This is a genomic window from Ramlibacter sp. (genome assembly GCF_036383835.1).
In the GTDB taxonomy this organism is placed as follows: domain Bacteria; phylum Pseudomonadota; class Gammaproteobacteria; order Burkholderiales; family Burkholderiaceae_C; genus Ramlibacter.
The window spans coordinates 1-18,439 of the sequence record NZ_DASVNN010000031.1 but is presented as its reverse complement, the minus strand read 5'-3'; the positions used below and the strand labels follow the sequence as shown (position 1 = coordinate 18,439).

At 69.8% G+C, this 18,439-nt stretch carries 13 protein-coding genes; 1 reads left to right on the top strand and 12 read right to left on the bottom strand.

Annotated elements, in window-relative coordinates:
• The 12 genes from VF522_RS05460 to gspG all read right to left on the bottom strand — a co-directional run.
• On the bottom strand, window positions 1-7,824 hold a 7,824-nt coding region (locus VF522_RS05460), incomplete at its 3' end, for a SpvB/TcaC N-terminal domain-containing protein (protein WP_330907220.1).
• Between the two features lie 291 nt (window positions 7,825-8,115).
• Window positions 8,116-8,625, bottom strand: coding sequence for a type II secretion system protein (locus tag VF522_RS05455; protein ID WP_330907219.1), 510 nt, complete (start codon window positions 8,623-8,625; stop codon window positions 8,116-8,118).
• Between the two features lies 1 nt (window position 8,626).
• Window positions 8,627-9,004 carry a type II secretion system protein gene (locus tag VF522_RS05450; RefSeq protein ID WP_330907218.1) on the bottom strand — a complete coding sequence of 126 codons (378 nt, stop codon included), beginning with the start codon at window positions 9,002-9,004 and terminating at the stop codon, window positions 8,627-8,629.
• Complete coding sequence (locus VF522_RS05445; RefSeq protein WP_330907217.1) at window positions 8,994-9,467, bottom strand: type II secretion system protein; 474 nt, start codon at window positions 9,465-9,467, stop codon at window positions 8,994-8,996. The genes VF522_RS05450 and VF522_RS05445 overlap by 11 nt, the downstream gene beginning before the upstream one ends.
• Window positions 9,464-11,302: a secretin N-terminal domain-containing protein gene (locus VF522_RS05440; protein WP_330907216.1), complete on the bottom strand. Its 1,839-nt coding sequence runs from the start codon at window positions 11,300-11,302 to the stop codon at window positions 9,464-9,466. Before VF522_RS05440 ends, VF522_RS05445 begins: the two co-directional genes overlap by 4 nt.
• A complete protein-coding gene (locus VF522_RS05435; RefSeq protein WP_330907215.1) occupies window positions 11,299-11,814 on the bottom strand; it encodes a hypothetical protein in 516 nt (171 codons plus the stop codon). The genes VF522_RS05440 and VF522_RS05435 overlap by 4 nt, the downstream gene beginning before the upstream one ends.
• Window positions 11,814-12,368 carry a GspMb/PilO family protein gene (locus VF522_RS05430; RefSeq protein ID WP_330907214.1) on the bottom strand — a complete coding sequence of 185 codons (555 nt, stop codon included), beginning with the start codon at window positions 12,366-12,368 and terminating at the stop codon, window positions 11,814-11,816. Before VF522_RS05430 ends, VF522_RS05435 begins: the two co-directional genes overlap by 1 nt.
• The gene (locus VF522_RS05425) at window positions 12,365-12,895 is read right to left on the bottom strand and encodes a hypothetical protein (RefSeq protein ID WP_330907213.1); all 531 of its coding nucleotides are present in this window, start codon (window positions 12,893-12,895) and stop codon (window positions 12,365-12,367) included. Before VF522_RS05425 ends, VF522_RS05430 begins: the two co-directional genes overlap by 4 nt.
• Window positions 12,895-13,722, bottom strand: a complete 828-nt coding sequence (locus VF522_RS05420) for a hypothetical protein (RefSeq protein ID WP_330907212.1) — start codon at window positions 13,720-13,722, stop codon at window positions 12,895-12,897. The genes VF522_RS05425 and VF522_RS05420 overlap by 1 nt, the downstream gene beginning before the upstream one ends.
• Entirely contained in the window at window positions 13,703-15,382 is a 1,680-nt protein-coding gene (locus tag VF522_RS05415) for a GspE/PulE family protein (RefSeq protein ID WP_330907211.1), read from the bottom strand. Before VF522_RS05415 ends, VF522_RS05420 begins: the two co-directional genes overlap by 20 nt.
• Complete coding sequence (locus VF522_RS05410; protein ID WP_330907210.1) at window positions 15,379-16,563, bottom strand: type II secretion system F family protein; 1,185 nt, start codon at window positions 16,561-16,563, stop codon at window positions 15,379-15,381. Before VF522_RS05410 ends, VF522_RS05415 begins: the two co-directional genes overlap by 4 nt.
• Before the next feature lie 4 nt (window positions 16,564-16,567).
• A complete protein-coding gene (gene gspG / locus VF522_RS05405; RefSeq protein ID WP_330907209.1) occupies window positions 16,568-17,011 on the bottom strand; it encodes a type II secretion system major pseudopilin GspG in 444 nt (147 codons plus the stop codon).
• Between the two features lie 195 nt (window positions 17,012-17,206).
• Between gspG and VF522_RS05400 the strand changes: the two genes are divergently transcribed.
• Window positions 17,207-18,415 (top strand): MFS transporter, encoded by a 1,209-nt coding sequence (locus VF522_RS05400; RefSeq protein WP_330907208.1) that lies wholly within the window; start codon window positions 17,207-17,209, stop codon window positions 18,413-18,415.
• Window positions 18,416-18,439: the final 24 nt, after the last annotated feature.

The window sequence follows — 18,439 nt, the reverse complement described above, 5'->3', positions numbered from 1 at the left end:
GGTCTTGCCGGTGTCCGGGTTGTCCAGCGCGATGCGGCGGCCCAGGTTGTCGTAGCTCGCCTGCGTGAGGTTGCCGCGGTCGTCCTTGACCTCCACGATCTGCTTGAGAGGGTCGTAGCGGTAGCTGGTCCACAGCGTCTGGCCAGAGAGGAACTCCTGCACCGAGGTGATCTGCTCCTGCACGTCGCGGTAGCTCGCCTTGCGCTTGCCGTTGGCGTCCGTGACGATGGTGCGGAACTGCGTGAGGCCGTCGCGGTCGCCGCCGAAGCCGTACTGCATCGTGGTGACGGTGTCGTCCGGCAGCACCGTGCGGGTGGTGCGGTCCATCACGTCGTACTCGGTGCGCGTCGGCTGGATCGTGTCGAACGCCGCGTTGAAGGCGCCGGGGTTGCCCAGCGGCTCGGTGACCGGGTAGTACTGCGCCACGGAGCGGCCCACCGCGTCGAACAGCACGCGGCCGGACACGCTCATCACGTCGACCGGCGCGCTGGTCGCGCCCATGAAGAGCGAGATGTCCTTCTTGGTCTGCACGACGCGCTTGAGGCCGTCGGTGAACAGCACCGTGTCGATCGGGTCGGCGGCGTTGCGGAACACGTCCAGGTGGCGCGTGCGCGCCCAGGGCACCGTGGCCTCGGGGTGGTACTCCATCCGCAGCGTGGCCTGGCCGGTGCCGGTCTGGTACGGGCCCGTGACCGTCGTCGTTCGGCCGAACTGGTCGTAGGTGTAGTCGGTCGGGTTGTTGTTGGTGTCGGTGGTGTTGAGGACCTTGCCGTACTTGTAGTGGTGCGTGGCCGAGGAGCCCAGGCCGAAGCTGTCCACGATGCCCACGATGTGCGTGGAGACCACCGGGTCGTAGCTGTATTCCAGGCGATAGCGCTGGTTGCGGTGGTTCACCGGCCCGAGCACGTTGGCCAGGGTGCCGTCCACGTTGTAGCCCAGGTCCGTGACGGCGGCGTCGCCGTTCTCCAGGAACTGGCGCACCTGCACCAGGTTCGCGGTGCCGGGCGAATACGTCGCCTCGCGCGAACGCATCAGGCGGCCGGCGCCTTCGACGCGGATGCTGGTGGGCTTGCCCACGATCCAGTTGGTGGTGTCGCGGGTGTAGGCGATGGTGGCGCGCACGTCGTCGTCGGCGCCCACGTCGCCGGCATCGAAGAACTCCACCACGTTGCCGTACTCGTCGTAGCGGTGCGTGGTGTAGGTCTGCTTGCCGGCGCTGCCGGTGCCTTCATACCAGGCGTGATCCATGCGGACCAGTTGCGGGAACACCGTCGCACTGCGGATCTCGTCGCCCGGGACGGCGGCGCCGTCGGCGACCGCCACCGCGTCGTACTGGTTCTTGCTCTCGGTGAACGCGCGTCCCGCGGCGTCTTCCATCACGGTGCGCGCCAGCAGGCCCTTGGTCGCATAGGCCCGGTTCAGGTACTCGCTGGTGTTGCGGCGGTAGGCGGATTCGCCCTGCGTGACGTCGCGCTGCGTCTCGACCACCTTCGAATAGCCGTAGAACTCGCGCTCGGCACGGTCGTAGAAGCCGTCCTGGTAGTCGTACGTGGTCAGCAGCGTGTCGACGCCGTCGCCGGCGTGGCCGTCGTTCACCGCCACGCGCGTCAGCGTCCACTTGGAATGCGGCTGGTTGTAGGTGTTGCCGTCGCGGGTGTAGTCGAACTCCATGCTCGCGCCGAGCGGACGCACCACGCGCTTGAGCAGGTGCGTGCGGCCGATGAAGTTGCCGGCGACATTCAGCTCGCTGTCCTTCTCGGAGTGGACGTAGTCGACGTAGCCGTCGCCGTCCATGTCGCGGAAGACGTATTCGGGGCGGCCGAGGGTCACGCCCGCGTGCAGGCCGGGGTTGACCACGACCTTGACCAGCGCGACGCTGAAGCCGACCGTGATGAACACACCGCCGCCGAGCGACACCTGCTTGTCCACCGAGACCTTGCCGCCCTGGCCGCTGGGCCAGGCGAAGCTGTCGCCGTAGCCGTTGCCGGTGTTCAGGCGCACCGTGAACGGATTGCCGGCAATCAGCTTGTCCGGCAGGCCGTCGCCGTTGATGTCGAGGTAGGTTTCCTTCGTCTTGGTTTCGCTGACCGACAGGTTGAGGCCGCCGCCCCAGCTCAGGAAGTCCTTCTGGTAGCCCAGCGTGGCGCCGCCGCCGACGTTGATGGTCTTGCCTTCATTGAGCTGGCCGCCGCCCCATGCCTCGGGGATGCCGAAGCGATATCCCAGGTTCAGGGCGACGGTGCCGTCCGCGTAGACCTTGTCCGGCAGTCCATCGCCGTTGATGTCCAGCAGATCGTGCTTGCCTTCGGTGGTGCCCTGGCCGATGCTGGCGCTGAAGCCCAGGGACGGCATGTCCATGCCCTGCTTCGCGCCGCCCACCGAGTGGGTGCCGTTGCCGGCCAGGTAGCCCCTGAAGTTGGCGATGCCCACGGCGACGTTGCCGGCGCCGTCCGTGCTGGCGCCGTAGGTTTCGTTGTCGCTTTCGCGCGCGGAGCCGAGGCCGTTGCCGCGCGTGGAGGCCTCCAGCGGTCCCGTCATGCGCGTGTACTGCACGCCGCCGTTGCCGATCACGTCCGGGAAGCGGTCGCCGTTCAGGTCCTGGTAATCGACCAGGCTCTTGCTGCTGCCCTTGCTGCCCGTGATGCCGAGGGTGACGGAATCGTTCTCCGACTGCGAGATCCGCGACACCGCGCCGGCGCCGGCGAACTGGTCCGACGTCGGGACGCGGATGTCGTCGAGGCCCATCCGCGACGAGCTCAGGACCTCGGCGCCTGCCCACGCACCGGCGTCCATGCCGCCCCAGCGCGCCTCCGCGGGCTGCTGCAGGAACGGATACACGCGGAGGGTTTCCGCCTTGGTGTTCTCGGTGATCCCGAGCAGCGACTGGTCGATGGCGCGCGTCGCGCGCTCCCCGTCGCCGTTGTAGCCCACCACGCCCCAGCCGCGGTACGGCTGCGGGAACAGTTCGTCGGCGGACGGCGTGTGCAGCGCCGACGGCACGGCCGCGCCGTTGGCCTTCACATCGAGCTTCGCCAGCCAGCCGGCAAAAGCCGCGTCGCGCGAACTGAGGTCGAAGAACAGCTCGTCGCCGGCTGCTGCGGCCACGTCCAGGCTCACCGTCTGCTCGATGGCGCCGCCAGTCCCGTTGAACTCGACCGTCCGCTTGCCCAGGAGCTGGCCGCGGCGCTTCACCGTCAGCACCGCGCTGGTCTTCTGGCCCGCGGGCAATCCGGTCAGTTGCACGACCGCCTGCACCGGCAGGTTGCCGGCCGCAGTCGCGACGTAGCCCGCCTGCGGAGCGGTCAGCTTGTCGACCGGGTACAGGTCCATGTCGTAGCGCACCGGCACCTGGACGACGTAGTTGCCCTTGTTGTCCGTCACCGTCACGCCCGCCGCGGCGATGTAGTACGCCTTGGGCGCGAACTTCACGCGGGCTGCATCGATCGGCGAGTCGACCAGCACCCGGACGTCCAGCACGTCGCCCTGGGCGACGGTCAGGTCCTGGGCGAGATCCAGCACGCCCGTGTCCGCCGCGGCCAGCGTGCGCCGGGAGACTTCGGTGCCGTTGCGAAGGACCGCCAGCGTCACGTCGTCGGTGGTGGCGCCCGTCTTCTCCAGCACGCCGGCCAGTCGCACCGTGCCGGCCAGCGCGATCGGGATGCCTGCCTTGCGGCCGGCCAGCGTGAAGTCGCGCGCCGCGCCATAGGCGTACACCGGGAGGTTGTTGACGTCGGTGCGTGCGAGATCCACGTTCAGGTAGCGGACCTGCGCGTCCCAGGCAACCTGGTCGTACGCGCCGTTGAACACCGACTGCACCCGGAAATACAGGCGGTCGCCGCGGCGTACCGGCACCGTCGAAACGCCAGCAGGCGCGTGCGCCGCGTAGTCGTTGCCCTCGATGCGGGCCGACCACAGCTCCGCGCCTTCGAGCTGGATCGCCACGCGCACGCCGTCGGCGCCCGTGTAGGCCGCGCGTTTCGGGCTGGTGTCCTGCACCAGCCGCACCGCGCCGTCGATCTGCACCGTGCCGTCGTAGGGCGCCACCCAGCGCCGCAGCGTGTCCAGCATCGGGAAGTTGGCGGCGCGCGTGGTCTGGATGCGGGAGAGGTCGGGCAGCAAGCCCCGGCCGTCGACCACGCTGGCCCCGATCGCCACCGGCGTGTCGGTGCTGTTGGGGCTGAAAGTCGGAACGCCGGCGGCGTTGACATAGCCGAACAGCACGCGGCCGCCGCTCACGATGTCGGTCAGGCCGTCGCCGTTGACGTCGGTGAAGTAGGTGTCCGACTCGTTGATGGCCTCGTGGTGGTCGGCCTGGATCGGCATGAACAGGAAGATTTCCCCGCCGATGGTGGTGCTGGTGACCTTCTCGCGCGAGATCGCCGGCAGGCTGGGGAGCGACACGGGCTCGCCGAACACCGGCCGGCCGCGCGGACCCGACAGGTTGGGCCGGTAGGTGAAGCCGCCACCGCCGCGGAACACCTTGTCCGGGAGGCCGTCCCCGTTCATGTCGGCCATCGTGATCAGGCTTTCGGTTTCCGCCTCGCTGTAGCCCACCTTGACGCCGGCGCTGGCGATCTTGCTGGTCGGGCTGCCGGAGCCGACGCCCACGTACAGGTGGCCGCCGATATTGGTGCCCACGGTGCCGCCCACGGCGCTGGCCAGGCCCTGGTCCATCAGCCCGGCATCGATGTTGTCGTTGCCGACGCCCCAGCCACGCGCCGGCGAGAAGCCGTGATAGGCCCCCGCCGCATCCCGCGCCTCGTCGAAGTACTCGAACGCGTGGTTGTTGAACGCCGTGACGCCATCCTCGCCGTACTGCGTGACCTTCGTCAGCAGCGTCTTCTTGAACGCACCCGTCACATAGTCGAACTTGTAGCGGCGGATCAACGGGTTGCCCGCGCTGGTGAGGCTCACGTCGATGCCCACCAATCTCTGGTCCATCACCGTCTTGAACCCCGGCCGCCCATCGACCATCACGTCGGTGCGCCCGCCACTGCGCTGGAAACTTACCTCGTACGGTCCGGGCACGCCCGGCCGCCCGGTGTAGTTGATGCGCTTCAGGTAGATCTGGCGCCACGGTTCGCCGCCGGCGCCGCCGTTCACCACGTCGTAGGTGTAGACGATGGTGTTTCCGTTGGTGTCGCGCACTTCCTTCAGCGCCCAGCGGAACACGTTGCCCTTGCCCGGTTCCGCGAGCACGGCGTTCGCGTCCTGCCCGCCTTCGGGCCGGCCGCCGTAGAAGAAGCGGGTCCCGTTCTTGTCCGTCACCTCCCACCAGTACGCGTTCGGCGCGCCGCCGTGGCGCACGATGCGCCGGAACTGGCCTTCGATGCGGGTGTGGAACACCTTCCCGGCGCTGCGCGGCCTGAGCTCGCCGCGATGGGCGACGGGCGTGAGCGACTCGCCGTCGAGCGTGTAGGTCTCGGTTTCCAGCGCCGCGTCGTAGCGCGGCACGCCCCAGCGCGTGTCGATGCTGACCGACTGCATGGCGAGGTCCCAGCCCATGCCCATCCAGCCGTTGCCGCCGCCGGAGTTGTACTGCACCGCCAGCGAGGGCTGCAGTCCGTTGCGGCCCGGCGCCAGCTCGATCGGGTACGCCAGGCGGGCGTCGCCCATGTTGTTGGCCCTGGGCGGCTCGACCAGGTTGACCTGCGCGCCGGGGTCGGCGGCCTTGATGTCCTTGATGCTGGTCGGGTTCAGGCTCGCCGGGTTCGGATGATCGGGCACCGTGATGGTGGCGTTGATCATGTCCGTGAAGTGGTCGGTGTAGCTCACCACCACGCCGCGCGCGGCATCCACCTGCACGCGTTCCAGCGGCTTCCACATGCCGGCCTGGTCGTCGAAGTAGAACGTGCGCACGTCGTCGTCGCGGTGTCCCGGCGGCAGCGAGTTGCGTTCGTACGGCAGCACCACCTTGATCTTGTTCCTGAACTTCGAGCCGTGCGGCGTGAAGCGGAAGCCCCGCGGCGGACCCTTGGTCACGTTGGTCATGCCCGTGTCGAGGCGCGGGATGTCCTGCTCGCGCAGCGGCGTCATGCCGAAGTTCACCGTCTGGTCCAGCGCGTCCGCGCCGATCTGCAGTTCGGCGCCGGCATAGGCCAGCTTGCGCGCCTTGCCCGGGGGCACCGGCGCGTACATCGTGGCGAGGCCGTCCTTGCCCTTGGTCACCACGGGCTCGCTGTAGGCCTTGAGTTGCACGGTCTGGCGCACCACGGCGCCGTCGCGATACGTGGCCACCACGTCCACGCTCCAGGGATCCTTGTCCGCCTGCGCGCTGAGGCCCACGTCGTCCTTCGCCACCACGGCGCCGAAGGCGCCATCGGTGTGCTGCACCTCCTGGCCGCCCACCTCGATGCGCGCCGGCCCGCTGCCGTTGTCGATCGGCGTGGCGAAGCCGCGGATGTAGGCCTGCCGGCCGACGAACTGGCCGGCGTCGGGATAACCGATGCGCAGCGCGGGCTTGCCGTCGCGTGGGCCGACGCCGGCGCCGGACACGATCAGTTCGCGCACCTGGCCGGTGCTGCTCGCGCCGCCCATGAACGACAGGCGCATGCCTTCCACCGGCAGGCTGCTCGGGTAATTCAGCTCGTTCCAGCCGGAAACGAGCGTCGCCGCATTGAATGCGGTGTAGCCGGAATCGATCCAGTTGCCGTCGACGCGGAAGGACACCGCCACCTGCCCCGTGAGGCCGCCCGTCACCTGGAGCTTGAGCGCGCCCACCTGCGTGGGCTTGTCGAAGTGGGCGTCGAGCGTCGCGACGGCGCCGGACGCCAGGCCCGCGTAAGGCGACCAGCCGGTCGCCGCGTCGCCGTCGTACGCGAGCGCGGCCTGCGCGCCGCTGCCTTCCACCCGGCCGACGAAGTTGGTGCCGTCTTCCAGCTCGCCCATCAGGCGCACGTTGCGCACGCCGTAGGAGCCGGCCACGCCGGCGGAGAACTCGACGCGGTTGGCGCCCTGCTGCAGCCACGCGGGATTGATCTCCTCGAGTTGCGTGCTCCACGACTGCGCGCGCGGGAGCATCCAGTCGCCCTGCACCGCGTTGCCGTTGATGGCGCGCATGCCCGAGGTCCAGTGCGTGATGCCGCTGGCCTCGTACACCAGCCAGGCGCGACGGAAGCGCGCGGGATCGCGATCGACCTCGACGAAGAAGCGGTTGTCGGACGGGTCGTCGGAGCCGCGGCCGTCGTCGCCGATCACGCCGGGCTTCTGCGGCGAGACGTACAGCCGTCCCTGCAGGGGCGGCGCCTTCGTTTCGAGGCCGGCGAGCAGCTGCTGCGGCGTGGCGACGAAGCTGCGATCGCCAGCGCCGCGGATTTCCAGTTCCTTGAGACCGCCGGCGGCGCTATCGGCCACCGGTGTCAGGTCGAAGCGCAGCTGCGCGGCGGTGAGGGGCGCGGGAACGGCAAGGGTGTTCCAGCGTTCCGGCAGCGTGGCCAGGTTCACGTTCTGCAGGCCGGGCACCGGCTGCCAGCCGGCGGCGGACTGCGCCTGCACGTTCAGCACGTACGCCGCGGGTCCGTACACCGCGATGGCGCGCACCTGCACCGGCGCGTCGAGCTGCGCGGTCACCTGCTGCGCGCCCTGCGCCTGCCACATCGTGGTGGTGTCGCGGTCGAAAAGGCTGCGGACCTGCGCGTCGTCGCTCGCCGATCGCACCGCGAGCGGCGTGATCTTCAGCGTCTCCTGCGACGGCGGTACCGCGCGGGTGAGCGAAACGATCCCGAAGGAAACGAGAAGCGCCGGCACGAGCCAGCGGCCCTGGGCCGGCGCGCGGCGCACGAGATCCTGCAGCGTCGCGAACGGACGCAGGGAAGGCGAAACCATGGGAACCCCCACTTTTTTGTCGTTTTTGTCGGAGCCGCCGCATGGCGAGGGGGCCTTCCTCCGTGCCCTCCCCTCCGGTGCCCTTTGCGCCACCCCCTCTGGTGGCGCCAGGACTGCGTTCGACTCCGGAACTACCTGGTACTGCCTGGCCTGCCCCCGTGCACGCAACGAAATGCCTCGCTACGTAACCTCGCGTCAGGGACAGGGCCGGGATGTTTCACTACTTTCTTCTTCCGCTTAACCGCGATTCGGACGGACGTCGCAAGGCGCATGACCAGCGGAGGCAAACCTTCAATTACGCACACCGGACGAACGGTTGGTTGAACGTTCGTCCTCCTTCGTTGGCACGTGGGCAAATTTCCAGTCGGCGTAGCTGCGCGACCCCATGAACGCTTCGTCGGCGGCATCGAATCCGGCGGTCTTCAGCGGCCCCTGCGTGGACAGGCTGTGCACGCCCATCACGCCGCCGCCGGGCGCCTGCATCACGCCCCACTCGGCCTTGCCCGTGACCGGATCGTCGTAGATGCGCCGAAGGTGCCGGCGCGCCCGCGGCGTGCGCGGGTCTTCCAGCAGCGCCTGCAGGTTGGGCGGATAGCGCTTGGCGCCGCCGGGAGAAGATTCGTAATAGAGACGGATGGCTTCGCGGAACTGGTGCCCCACGAACAGCAGTTCGGATTCCCTTTCGCGCTGCCGCTCGAACGAAGCAACCGTCGCGAAGGAAGCCAGCGCCAGTCCCGCGAGCGTGACGAGGAACAGCACGCCGAAATAGGTGAAGCCCGCTTGCGAACGTGCGTTCGCCATCTCACCAGTCCTTGTACGCACTGCCGTCGCGCGCCTTGCCCGGCGCGCCGCTGCGCACGTCGGCCATGGCGCCGAGCTCGCGGTTCTCGGGCGGCACCGGGATCCAGGTCTTGCTGCTGTCGGTGATGGGGTCCGGCACCACGCTGCGCACGTACTTGCGCGCCGCCAGGTCTTCCAGCGAATCCGGGTAGCGGCCGGTGTCGGCGAAATGGCGGTCGATCGCCTCGCGCAGCGTCGCCAGGTCGTGCCGCAGCGCCACCTCGCGCGCGTTGTCGGCGCTGTTGAAGAACCGCGGAGCCGCGAGCGCGAGCAGCGTGGCGATGATCGCCATCACCACCAGCAGCTCGATCAGCGTGAAGCCGCGCCTGCTACCACGCACGGTACGGCACCCCGTTGATCCCCGTGCCCCTGGCGCGGGAGTACACGTCGAACACGTCCTCGCCCGGCTGCGGATCGTCCGCCGCGCTCGCATAGCTGCGCAGGCCCCAGGTGTCGGCCGCGTCCGCCACCTTCTCGCCGGCGAAGGGATCGCGCGGGACGCGCCGCAGGAAATACAGCTTTCCCTTCTTCGGGTCCTTGACGTTCTCCACGCCGTCGACCAGTGCCTGCAGCGACTTCGGATAGCCCGACTCGTTGGCCGCGGCGGCGAGGCGGCCGTCGTCCACCGCACGCTTGTAGGCGTCGAGCGCCTCGCGGATGCGGCGCAGCTCGGTGCGCAGCTCCTGTTCCTTGCTGCGCCGCGCCGCGAGTTCCACGGTGGGCACGGCCATCCCGGCCAGGATGGCGAGGATGGCCACCGTGACCAGCAGCTCCATGAGCGTGAAGCCGCGCGCGCGTTTCATGGCGCCGTCCGCGCTCCGGCCGCCGGCGCGACCGGCGGCGCCACCACCGGCGGCCGCGCGCCGGCGCGCAGCTGCAGCGGCACGGCGCCGATGTTGCTTTCGGTGCCCGACGGGAATTCGGCGGCCGCGGCAGCCGGCGCGTCGATGTTGCGCACGATGTAGGGCGTGACCAGCAGGACGATCTCGGTGCGGTTCTTCGTGTCCTTGTGGCTGGAAAAAAGGCGGCCCAGCATCGGCAGGTCGCCCAGGCCCGGCACCTTGTCTGCGCTGTTGCGTTCCTCGTCGCTGATCAATCCCGCCAGGATCTGCGTCTCGCCGTCGCGCAGGCGCAGCGTGGTGGACGCATTGCGCGTGCCGACGCGGTAGGTGAGCGAGCCCGTCTTGCTGGCGATCTCATTGACGATGTTGCTCACCTCCAGCCCCATGCGGATGCCCACGTCGCCCTCGAGGAACACGTTGGGTTCCACGTCCAGCTTGAGGCCGACGTCGAGGTAGTTGACCGTCTCGGACACGAAGCCGGTGGAGGTGGAGGTGCTGGTGATCACCGGCACGCGGTCGCCGATGTGGATCTTCGCCTTCTCGCGGTTCTTCACGCGGATGCGCGGGTTCGCCAGCAGCTTGCTGCCGCCGTCCTGCGCGCGCAGGTTGAGCACCAGCAGCGGATCGGTCACGTTCATCGTCACCATGTCGGAGTTGCGGTTGCGGAACTCCGGCAGCGTGAGCTGGCCCGGGATGCCCCCTGCGCCCGCCACGCTGAACGACGCCTGCCCCGGATAGCGGATGCCGATCTCCTGCAGCCGCGCGGAGCTGACCTCCAGCACCTCGACGGCCAGCGTGACCTCCGGCTCGGGCTTGTCCTGCAGCGCGATCAGCCGCTCGATCGTGCGCACCGCATCGGGCGTGTCGCGCACCACCAGCATGTTGAGCTTGTCGTCCACGTACACGTCCTTGGTCTTCACCAGGGCCTTGATCATGGCGGCGGTCTGCTTCACGTCGGCGTTCGAGAGATAGAAGGTCCGCATCGTGAGCTCGAGGTAGTCCTTGCTCTTGGCCGGCGTGTTGGGGAAGATCAGCACCGAGTTCTCGCTCAGCACCTTCTTTTCCAGCTGGTTCACCACCAGCACGAACTGCAGCACGTCCTCGACGCTCGCGTTCTTCACGAACACGGTGGTCTTGACGTCGGTGCGCACGTCGCGGTCGACGATGAAGTTGATGTTGGCGGTGCGCGAGAGGATCTCCAGCACCGCCTTGAGGCTCGCGTCGCGCAGCTCGATCGTCACCGGCTGCTTCAGGCTGGAGCGCAGCACCGGGCTCATGCCGCCGTCGGCCGATTTCTTCTCCTCGGCGCGCCGCTGCACCTGGCGGGCCCCCGGATGGCGCGGGTTCTCCACCAGCACGCCGCGCAGCGCGGCCAGCGCGCCGTCGGCGTCGCCCTTGTCCAGCAGCGCCTCCGCACGCTCCACCTGCAGCGCGTGCGCCTTCGCCATGCGCGTCGCCTCCAGGCCGGCGGTGGCGCGCTGCGAATCCGGCGCGATCTCCAGCGCGCGCTGGTAGCCGTCTTCCGCGGCCTCGAAGCGGCCGTTGCCGCGCAGCAGGTCGGCCTGCGCCAGGATCTGGTTGACCTGCAGTTCGCGCTGGCGATAGTACGCGCTGCGGAACCGGACGTCGCTGGGCGCTTCCTTGGTCGCGCGTTCGAGTTCGGCGATGCCCTCGCCGACCTTGCCTTCCTCGATCAGGCCCTGGCCGCGGCGAAAGGCCATTTCGCCGGCGCAACCCGCGAGCAGGAGCGCGCAGGCGAGGATCGCGCCCAGGCGCTGGACGGACGGCGGGGTCATGGCTGTTCTCCGATGTGCATCGTCTGCTGCGTGTCGAGCGGCAGGTAGGTGAGGGTGAGCACGGGGCCGCGGATGCTGTCGATCCGCCAGGTGCCGTCGATCGTTTCGCCCTCCTTCACCACCAGGTTGCGGTCCTGGTGGGCGAGGAACACGGTGAGCTGCTCGCCGACCAGCATCTTGCCCAGGTACACGAAGGGCAGGCCCGGCGCGGTGGGCGGCGGCGGCGGCGCGTTGTTCGCGATCACGGGCGCCGCCGGCTGCCAGCTGCGGGCGGCGAACAGTTCCTTCACGCCACGGTCCCCGGCGTGGCGATCCAGCGCCTCGATGCGGATTTCCGCCGCGGACTGCGGACGCGGTTCGGGCACGAGATCGTCGGCCGCCTGCCGCAAGGGCGGACGGGACGGCACGGCTTCGGCCGTTTCCGGCACGGTGTTTTCCTGCGCCGCGAGCCAGCCGGTCGCGGCGAGCGAGCAGGCCAGGCCGAGGGCCAGGACGAGCGAACGACCGCGCATCACGGTCCCTCCTTCAGGTGCAGGGTGAGCTTGAGCGTGGCCTGCACCTCGGCCTGGCTGATCGCGTCGCGGCGGAAGTTCACGTCGTCCAGCGAAGCGTTCGGCACCTCGCGCAGGACCTGCGTGAGGAACTTGCGCAGCTGCGAGTAGCTGCCCTTGACGGGATAGGTGACCTGGTACGCGAGCAGGCGCGTGCCTTCGGTGCGCGTCATTCGGTAGTCCGCCTGCGCCAGTTGCACGCCATGGCGCGCCGCTGCGTCGTGGATGCGGACCAGCGCATCGGTGGCGCTCGCCTCTGCCGGAAAGAAACGGTAGAAGGCCTCGGCGCGCGCCGCCGGAGACATCGCTTCCCGCCGCTGCCGCTCGCGCCCGGCGTCCAGCGCCTGGCGGTGCGCGTCGGCGACGCCCTGCCTGCTCTCGGTGATACGGTCACGCAGCGTGGCGCTTGCGCCCCAATGCAGGATGGCCGCGAGCGCCAGCAGCGTGACCGCCGCGGCCGTCACGGGATCGGCATGGCGCGCGGCGTGCGCCAGCCAGGCACGGACGCGGCTCAATCGCGCAGTTTCCATTTCGCCACCAAAGTGAAGCGCAAGGGCCGATGCGGATCGTCGCCCTGGAGTTCATGTTTCTGCAGGGCCACGTGTTCCAGCGAAGCCGTGCCCTGCAGGCGCCTGACGTAATTCAGCATGGCGCGCGGCGTCGGCGTTTCCGCCGTCACGCGCACCACGCCGTTGGCCGTGTCGGGCTCGATGCCGATCAGCGCCACTTCGTCCGTCGCGGCGGTCTCGAAGGCGGCGAACATGTCGGCCCAGGGAAAGGTGATGCGCCGGATCACCGCGTTGGCGGCGGCGACCTCTTGCGCGGCGCGCGCGTCCTCGCCCTTGGCGGTGCGCGGGACGGGCGTGCGGTCCGCGCGCGAGCGCACCTGTGCCTGCTCGGTGTCCCAGGCCGCTTGCTCGCGCCGCAGCTGCTCGGTGCGCCAGGCCGCGGATCCCGCGAGGCCGAGCGCCGCCAGCAACAGCAAGACCGCCTTCGCCGAAGGACGGCGGCGCAGCTGGTAGTCGAGGTGCAGTGCGCGCATCAGCGTGTCCCCGCCAGCGCCAGGCCGTAGGGCCGCCCGCCCGTGGCGGCCGCGTGCGCCTGCGCGGGCGACCGCAGCTGGCGCACCGTCCAGCCCGCCTGCGCCGGCCAGGCTTCGGGCGCCTCGTCCGCGGCGTGGATGATCACGCTGCGGGCTTCGGGTCCTTCGTCGTCGGCGACGGATTGCCGGTGCAGAGCGAGCAGCAGTTCCTCGTTCCACTCGCCGCCGATGCGGCGCGTGCGCAGGCTCGCCCAGCGCCCACCGGTGACGAGGGCCGTGCACAGGCTGCCCGATTCCACCACCGCGAACCAGTGCGCGCCGCGGCGCAGTTCGGCGCGGCACTCGTTGAACGCGGTCATCAGGTAGGGCTGCACCGAAACGAGCCGCACGTTGGAGGCCGCGAACGTGTCGCGCAACCGCGCCAGCAACTCGCGCGACACGCCGCTCACCATGGCCGGCGCACCGAAGCCGCCGTCGCTGCTGCGCAGATCGAGCGTTGGCGCGATGTCGCCATGCGCCTGCGCGAACTGGCGCCGCGCGCGGGCCGCTTGCTCCTCCGCGTTCAGGACCGCATCGGTCCAGGGCAGCAGCTGGTAGCGCGCGAAGCGGTTCGACAGCAGCACCACCGCGTCGGCCTGCTGCCATTTCGGGTCGCGCAGCAGCTCCGCGAGCGCGGCCAGCGCCGGCCCGTGGTCGTCGCCGTGCGCATCGATATTCACGGCGTGGCGGGCAGCCAGCACGGGACGCAGGCCGTGCGCGCGGCGCACGGCCACGAGCCGCTGCGGGCTCACGAAGATGCGGACCTGGTCACGCCACCACGGTGACACGGTTGATCTCCTGCAAGGTGGTGCGGCCCTGGCGCACGAGGTCGAGCGCGGCGTCGCGAAGGAAGCGGGTGCCCTGGCGCGACGCGGCCTCGCGGATCCGGCGCGCCGGCGCGCGGGCGATGATCAGTTCGCGGAGCTCGTCGTCCAGGTGCAGCAGTTCCGCGATGGCACGGCGGCCCTTGTAGCCGGTGCCGCGGCACTGCCCGCAGCCGCGGCCGTGCATGAAGCGATAGCTGCCCGCCTCTTCGGCGGGGATGCCCGAGGCCTCCAGCAGTTTGGGGCCGATCGTCACCGGCGCGGCGCAGGACGGACACACCTGGCGCACCAGCCGCTGGCCGACGATGCCGTTGAGCGCCGACACGAAGCTGTACGGGTCCACGCCCATGTGGATGAAGCGGCCGATCACGTCGAGCACGTTGTTGGCGTGCACCGTGGTGAACACCAGGTGGCCGGTGAGCGCCGACTGGATCGCGATCTGCGCCGTTTCCGGATCGCGGATCTCGCCGATCAGGATCTTGTCGGGATCGTGGCGCAGGATGGATCGCAGGCCGCGCGCGAAGGTGAGGCCCTTCTTCTCGTTCACGGGGATCTGCAGCACGCCCGGCAGCTGGTACTCCACCGGATCCTCGATGGTGATGATCTTTTCGTCGCCGCCATTGATCTCGCTGATCGCGGCATACAGCGTTGTCGTCTTGCCGCTGCCGGTCGGCCCCGTGACCAGCACCATGCCGTAGGGCTCCGTGGCCAGCCGCCGCAGGCGCGCGAGCGTGTCCTCGTCGAAGCCGAGCGCGTCCAGGGTCAGGCCCTGCATCCGGTCGGACAGGTGCTGCCGGTCCAGGATCCGCAGCACGGCGTCTTCGCCATGGATGCTGGGCATGATGGACACGCGGAAGTCCACTTCGCGGCCCTGGGCCACGATCTGGAAGCGGCCGTCCTGCGGCACGCGGCGCTCGGAGATGTCGAGTTCCGCCATCACCTTGATGCGCGAGATGACCTGGTCGGACAGCTCCGTGCCTTCGACGTTGCCGACCACGCCGAGCACGCCGTCCAGCCGGTACTTGATGGCGAGGCCGGCGGCCTGCACTTCCATGTGGATGTCGCTCGCGCCGGCCTTCAGCGCGTCGTAGAGCGTGGAATGCACCAGCCGCACCACGTGGCTGGCGTCGGCGCTGATCGCCTGCAGGCTGATGTCTTCGGCGCGCGTGGCCTCGCCGGCATCCGCCGCTGCGGGCGAGGCGAGCACGCTGTCCATCGCGCGCACCCCGCGCTCGTGGTGCGCCAGGTGCGCCGCGAGGTCGGCCGGATGCACGAGGAACCAGCCGACGGGCGCACCGGCGCGCGCCTCGGCCCACGACTGCACGTGTTCGTCGAAAGGATCGCAGAAGGCGCCGACCAGCCGGCCCTGGCCGTCGCGCAGCAGCAGGCAGTCGCGTCGCGCGGCCTCGGCGAAAGGCAACAGGCCGAAGTCCGGCTGGAGCGCGGCGAGCGCATCCATCGCCAGCACCGGGTATTCGAAGGCGCGCGCGAGCTGCGCGACGGCCTCCTGCGCGGAGAGCCCGCGGCGGTCCTCCAGCACCCGCGTCACGCGCCATCCCAGGCGCGTGGCCTCGGCCTGCGCGGCGCGCAGGTCCGCGGGCGTGAGCATGGCGACGGCGCTCATTGCACGCTCCCCGCGAGCTCGAAGATCGGCAGGTACATCAGGATCACGATGGCGCCGATCACCAGGCCGATGGCCGCCATGAGCAGCGGCTCGAACAGGCGCGTGACCCACTCGACCCAGCGCGCCATGTCCTCGTCGTGGAAAGTGGCGACGCGGTCCATCATCTCTCCCATGTTGCCGGCGCGCTCGCCCACGCGCAGCATGCGCAGCGCCACCGGCGTGACGAGCTGCGCCGCCTCCATCGCCTGCGAGACGGAGCGGCCTTCGCGCACCGCTTGCAGGGCGACCGCGGCGCTGGCGCGCTCGGCCGGCGGCAACAGGCCCGCGACCATGTCGATGCCGCTGGCGAGCGGCACGCCGCCGCGCAGCAACATGCCCAGCGTGCGGTAGAAGCGGGCCAGCTGGTACACGCGCATGCGCTCGCCGAGCGCGGGAATGCGCCAGAGGGCCCGCAGGAACGCCGCCGCGGTGCCGGGGCGCGTCAGCGCGTACAGGCCCGCCGCGACGGCCACGGCGAACAGTCCCAGCACGAGCGTGCCGTTGGCCTGCAGGAGACGTCCCCATTCCAGGAGCAGCCGCGACAGCAGCGGCAGGTCGCGATGCGTGCCCTCGTACACCGTCGCGAAGCGGGGCACCACGTAGGCCAGCAGGAACAGGATCACGAGGCCGCCGGCGACCAGCAGCAGCAGCGGATAGATCGAGGCGCCGAGGATCTTCTTGCGCACCTGGTCGACCTGCGACTGGTAGCCGACGTAGCGGGCGAGAGCGTCGCCCAGGGCGCCGGTCTTCTCGCTGGCGCGCACCATGGCGACGTACAGCGGCGGGAACACGTCGCCGGCGCCTTCGAGCGCGAGCGAGAGGGGCTGACCCTCCTTCAGCCGCGCCGCGACGTGCTGCAGCGTGCCGCGCACCTCCGCGCGGTGTTCCTTCTCGGCGAGCGCCTCGATCGCCTCCAGCAGGCCGATGCCGGCCCCCAGCAGCGCGTGCAGTTCCTGGCTGAAGAGGACCAGCGGAAAACGCCGCGGCCGGCGCGGCCAGTCCAGCGCCATCCGCGGGCGGACGCTGAGCACGTCGGCGGCGTCGATGGCGGCCAGTCGCAAGGCGGCCTCGGGCGAGGAAGCCTCCACCGACAGGGTGACGATCTCCCCGCTGCGTTCGAAAGCGCGCACCTGGAACCGCATCGCCTTACCAGCTGGTGACGTCGGCCGCGTCGCCGGTGCCGCCGGGCTGTCCGTCCTTGCCCCAGGAGAACACGTCGACTTCGCCATGCTGCCCGGGCTGGCGGTATTGGTAGGCGCGTCCCCACGGATCCTGCGGAACGGCCTTGTTCAGGTAAGGGCCGTTCCACTTCGGCTCGTTGGCGGGCTTGGTGACGAGCGCGGCCAGGCCCGCATCGCCGGCGGGATAGTGGCCGGTGTCCAGGCGGTACTGGTCGAGCGCCTTGGTGAAGGCGTCGACCTGCGCCATCGCGGCCTTGGTTTCGGACTTGCCGACCTGCGCGAAGTAGCGCGGCCCCACGTAGCCCGCGAGCAGCCCGATGATGACCATCACCACGAGCAGCTCGAGCAGCGTGAAGCCCGACGGAATGCGACCCGCGGCCCCCCTCCGGGCGCGAGATGGCGCTGACATGCGTGAACCCCCCGGTTCTTGTTGGTATGCGGCCCTTTGCGGGCCGTCGTTTCTTGTGACCTGGGCGGATTATCTGGAGCAGCGGCGCAAAAGCGGGCCTGCGGCACGGCTGCGTTTCGTCGCGGAAGCAACGAATTTTTTCACGCAGCCGATGACGGGACGGTTTCGGAGGATCAGCGGCGAGAATGCGACCCCATGTCCGCCGCGCTGCCCGCCGCGAATCCGTCTTCCGGCCACGACCGCCGCCTCGTCGTCTGGCTGTCGGTCGCCCAGCTGATCACCTGGGGCAGCGTGTTCTACACCTTCGCCCTGCTGCTGGCCCCGGTGGAAAGGGAACTCGGGCTCACCCGCGCGCAGTCGTCGCTCGCCTTCAGCCTGGCGCTGTTCGCCGAAGGCATGTTCGCTTATCCGGTGGGACGCTGGATCGACCGCGGGCACGAGCGCGCGGTGATGACGGGAGGCTCCGTGCTGATCGCGGCGGCGCTGGTGCTGCACGCCTTCATCCGCAGCGTCGAAGGCTTCTATCTCGCCTGGTTCCTGCTCGGGGCGGCGCTGGCGGCGACGCTCTACACGCCGGTGTTCGCCGTCGTGACGCGCCGCTTTCCGCACGACTTCCGCCGCGCGATCATCACGCTGACGTTCCTCGGCGGGCTCGCGAGCAGCGTGTTCATCCCGGTGTCGGCCGGGTTGATCGCCGCCTTCGGCTGGCGCCACGCGCTGTTCGTGCTCGCCGCCATCCACCTGCTGGCGTGCGCGCCGATCCATGCCGTGTGGCTGCGTGGCGCGCCGCCTCGCTCCAGGCCGCAGGCGAGCGGCGAACACTCCCCGGCGACCCTGCTGCGCAGCGCGCCCTTCCTGCTGATCGGGATCTTCACGATCGGCATGATGGGCATCACCGCCGCCATTCCGCCGCACCTGATCAGCCTGCTGCGCGAAAGCGGTTTGCACGAAGCGTGGGTGATCGCGATCCCGGCGGCCATCGGCGTGGTGCAGGTGCTCGGGCGCCTGCTGCTGTTCTTCTTCGAACACCGCTTCGACCTGCACGTCGCCAACCGGCTGATCCCGGTGCTGATGCCGCTGGCGCTGGCGGCGCTGATCGCGGGGGCGGCGTCGCCGATGGCGGGATTGCTGTTCGTGCTGCTCTATGGACTGGGCAACGGCATGCTCACCATCGTGAAGGGGACGGCGATCGCGCAGTACGTCAATCGCGAGCATGTGGCATCGCTGAACGGCGCACTGGGGGTGCCGACGGCGGTGTCGCGGGCGATCGGGCCGCTGGTGCTGGGGCTGCTGTGGTCGCAGCAGGCCGGATACCGTTGGGGGCTCGTCGTGCTGCTGGGGGTGTCGGTGGTTTCGGTGGTGGCGCTGGCGATGGCGCAGCGCAGGTCGTTGTTGCCACGGTGATCTCTTGCGTCGGGGGTCGGGCGT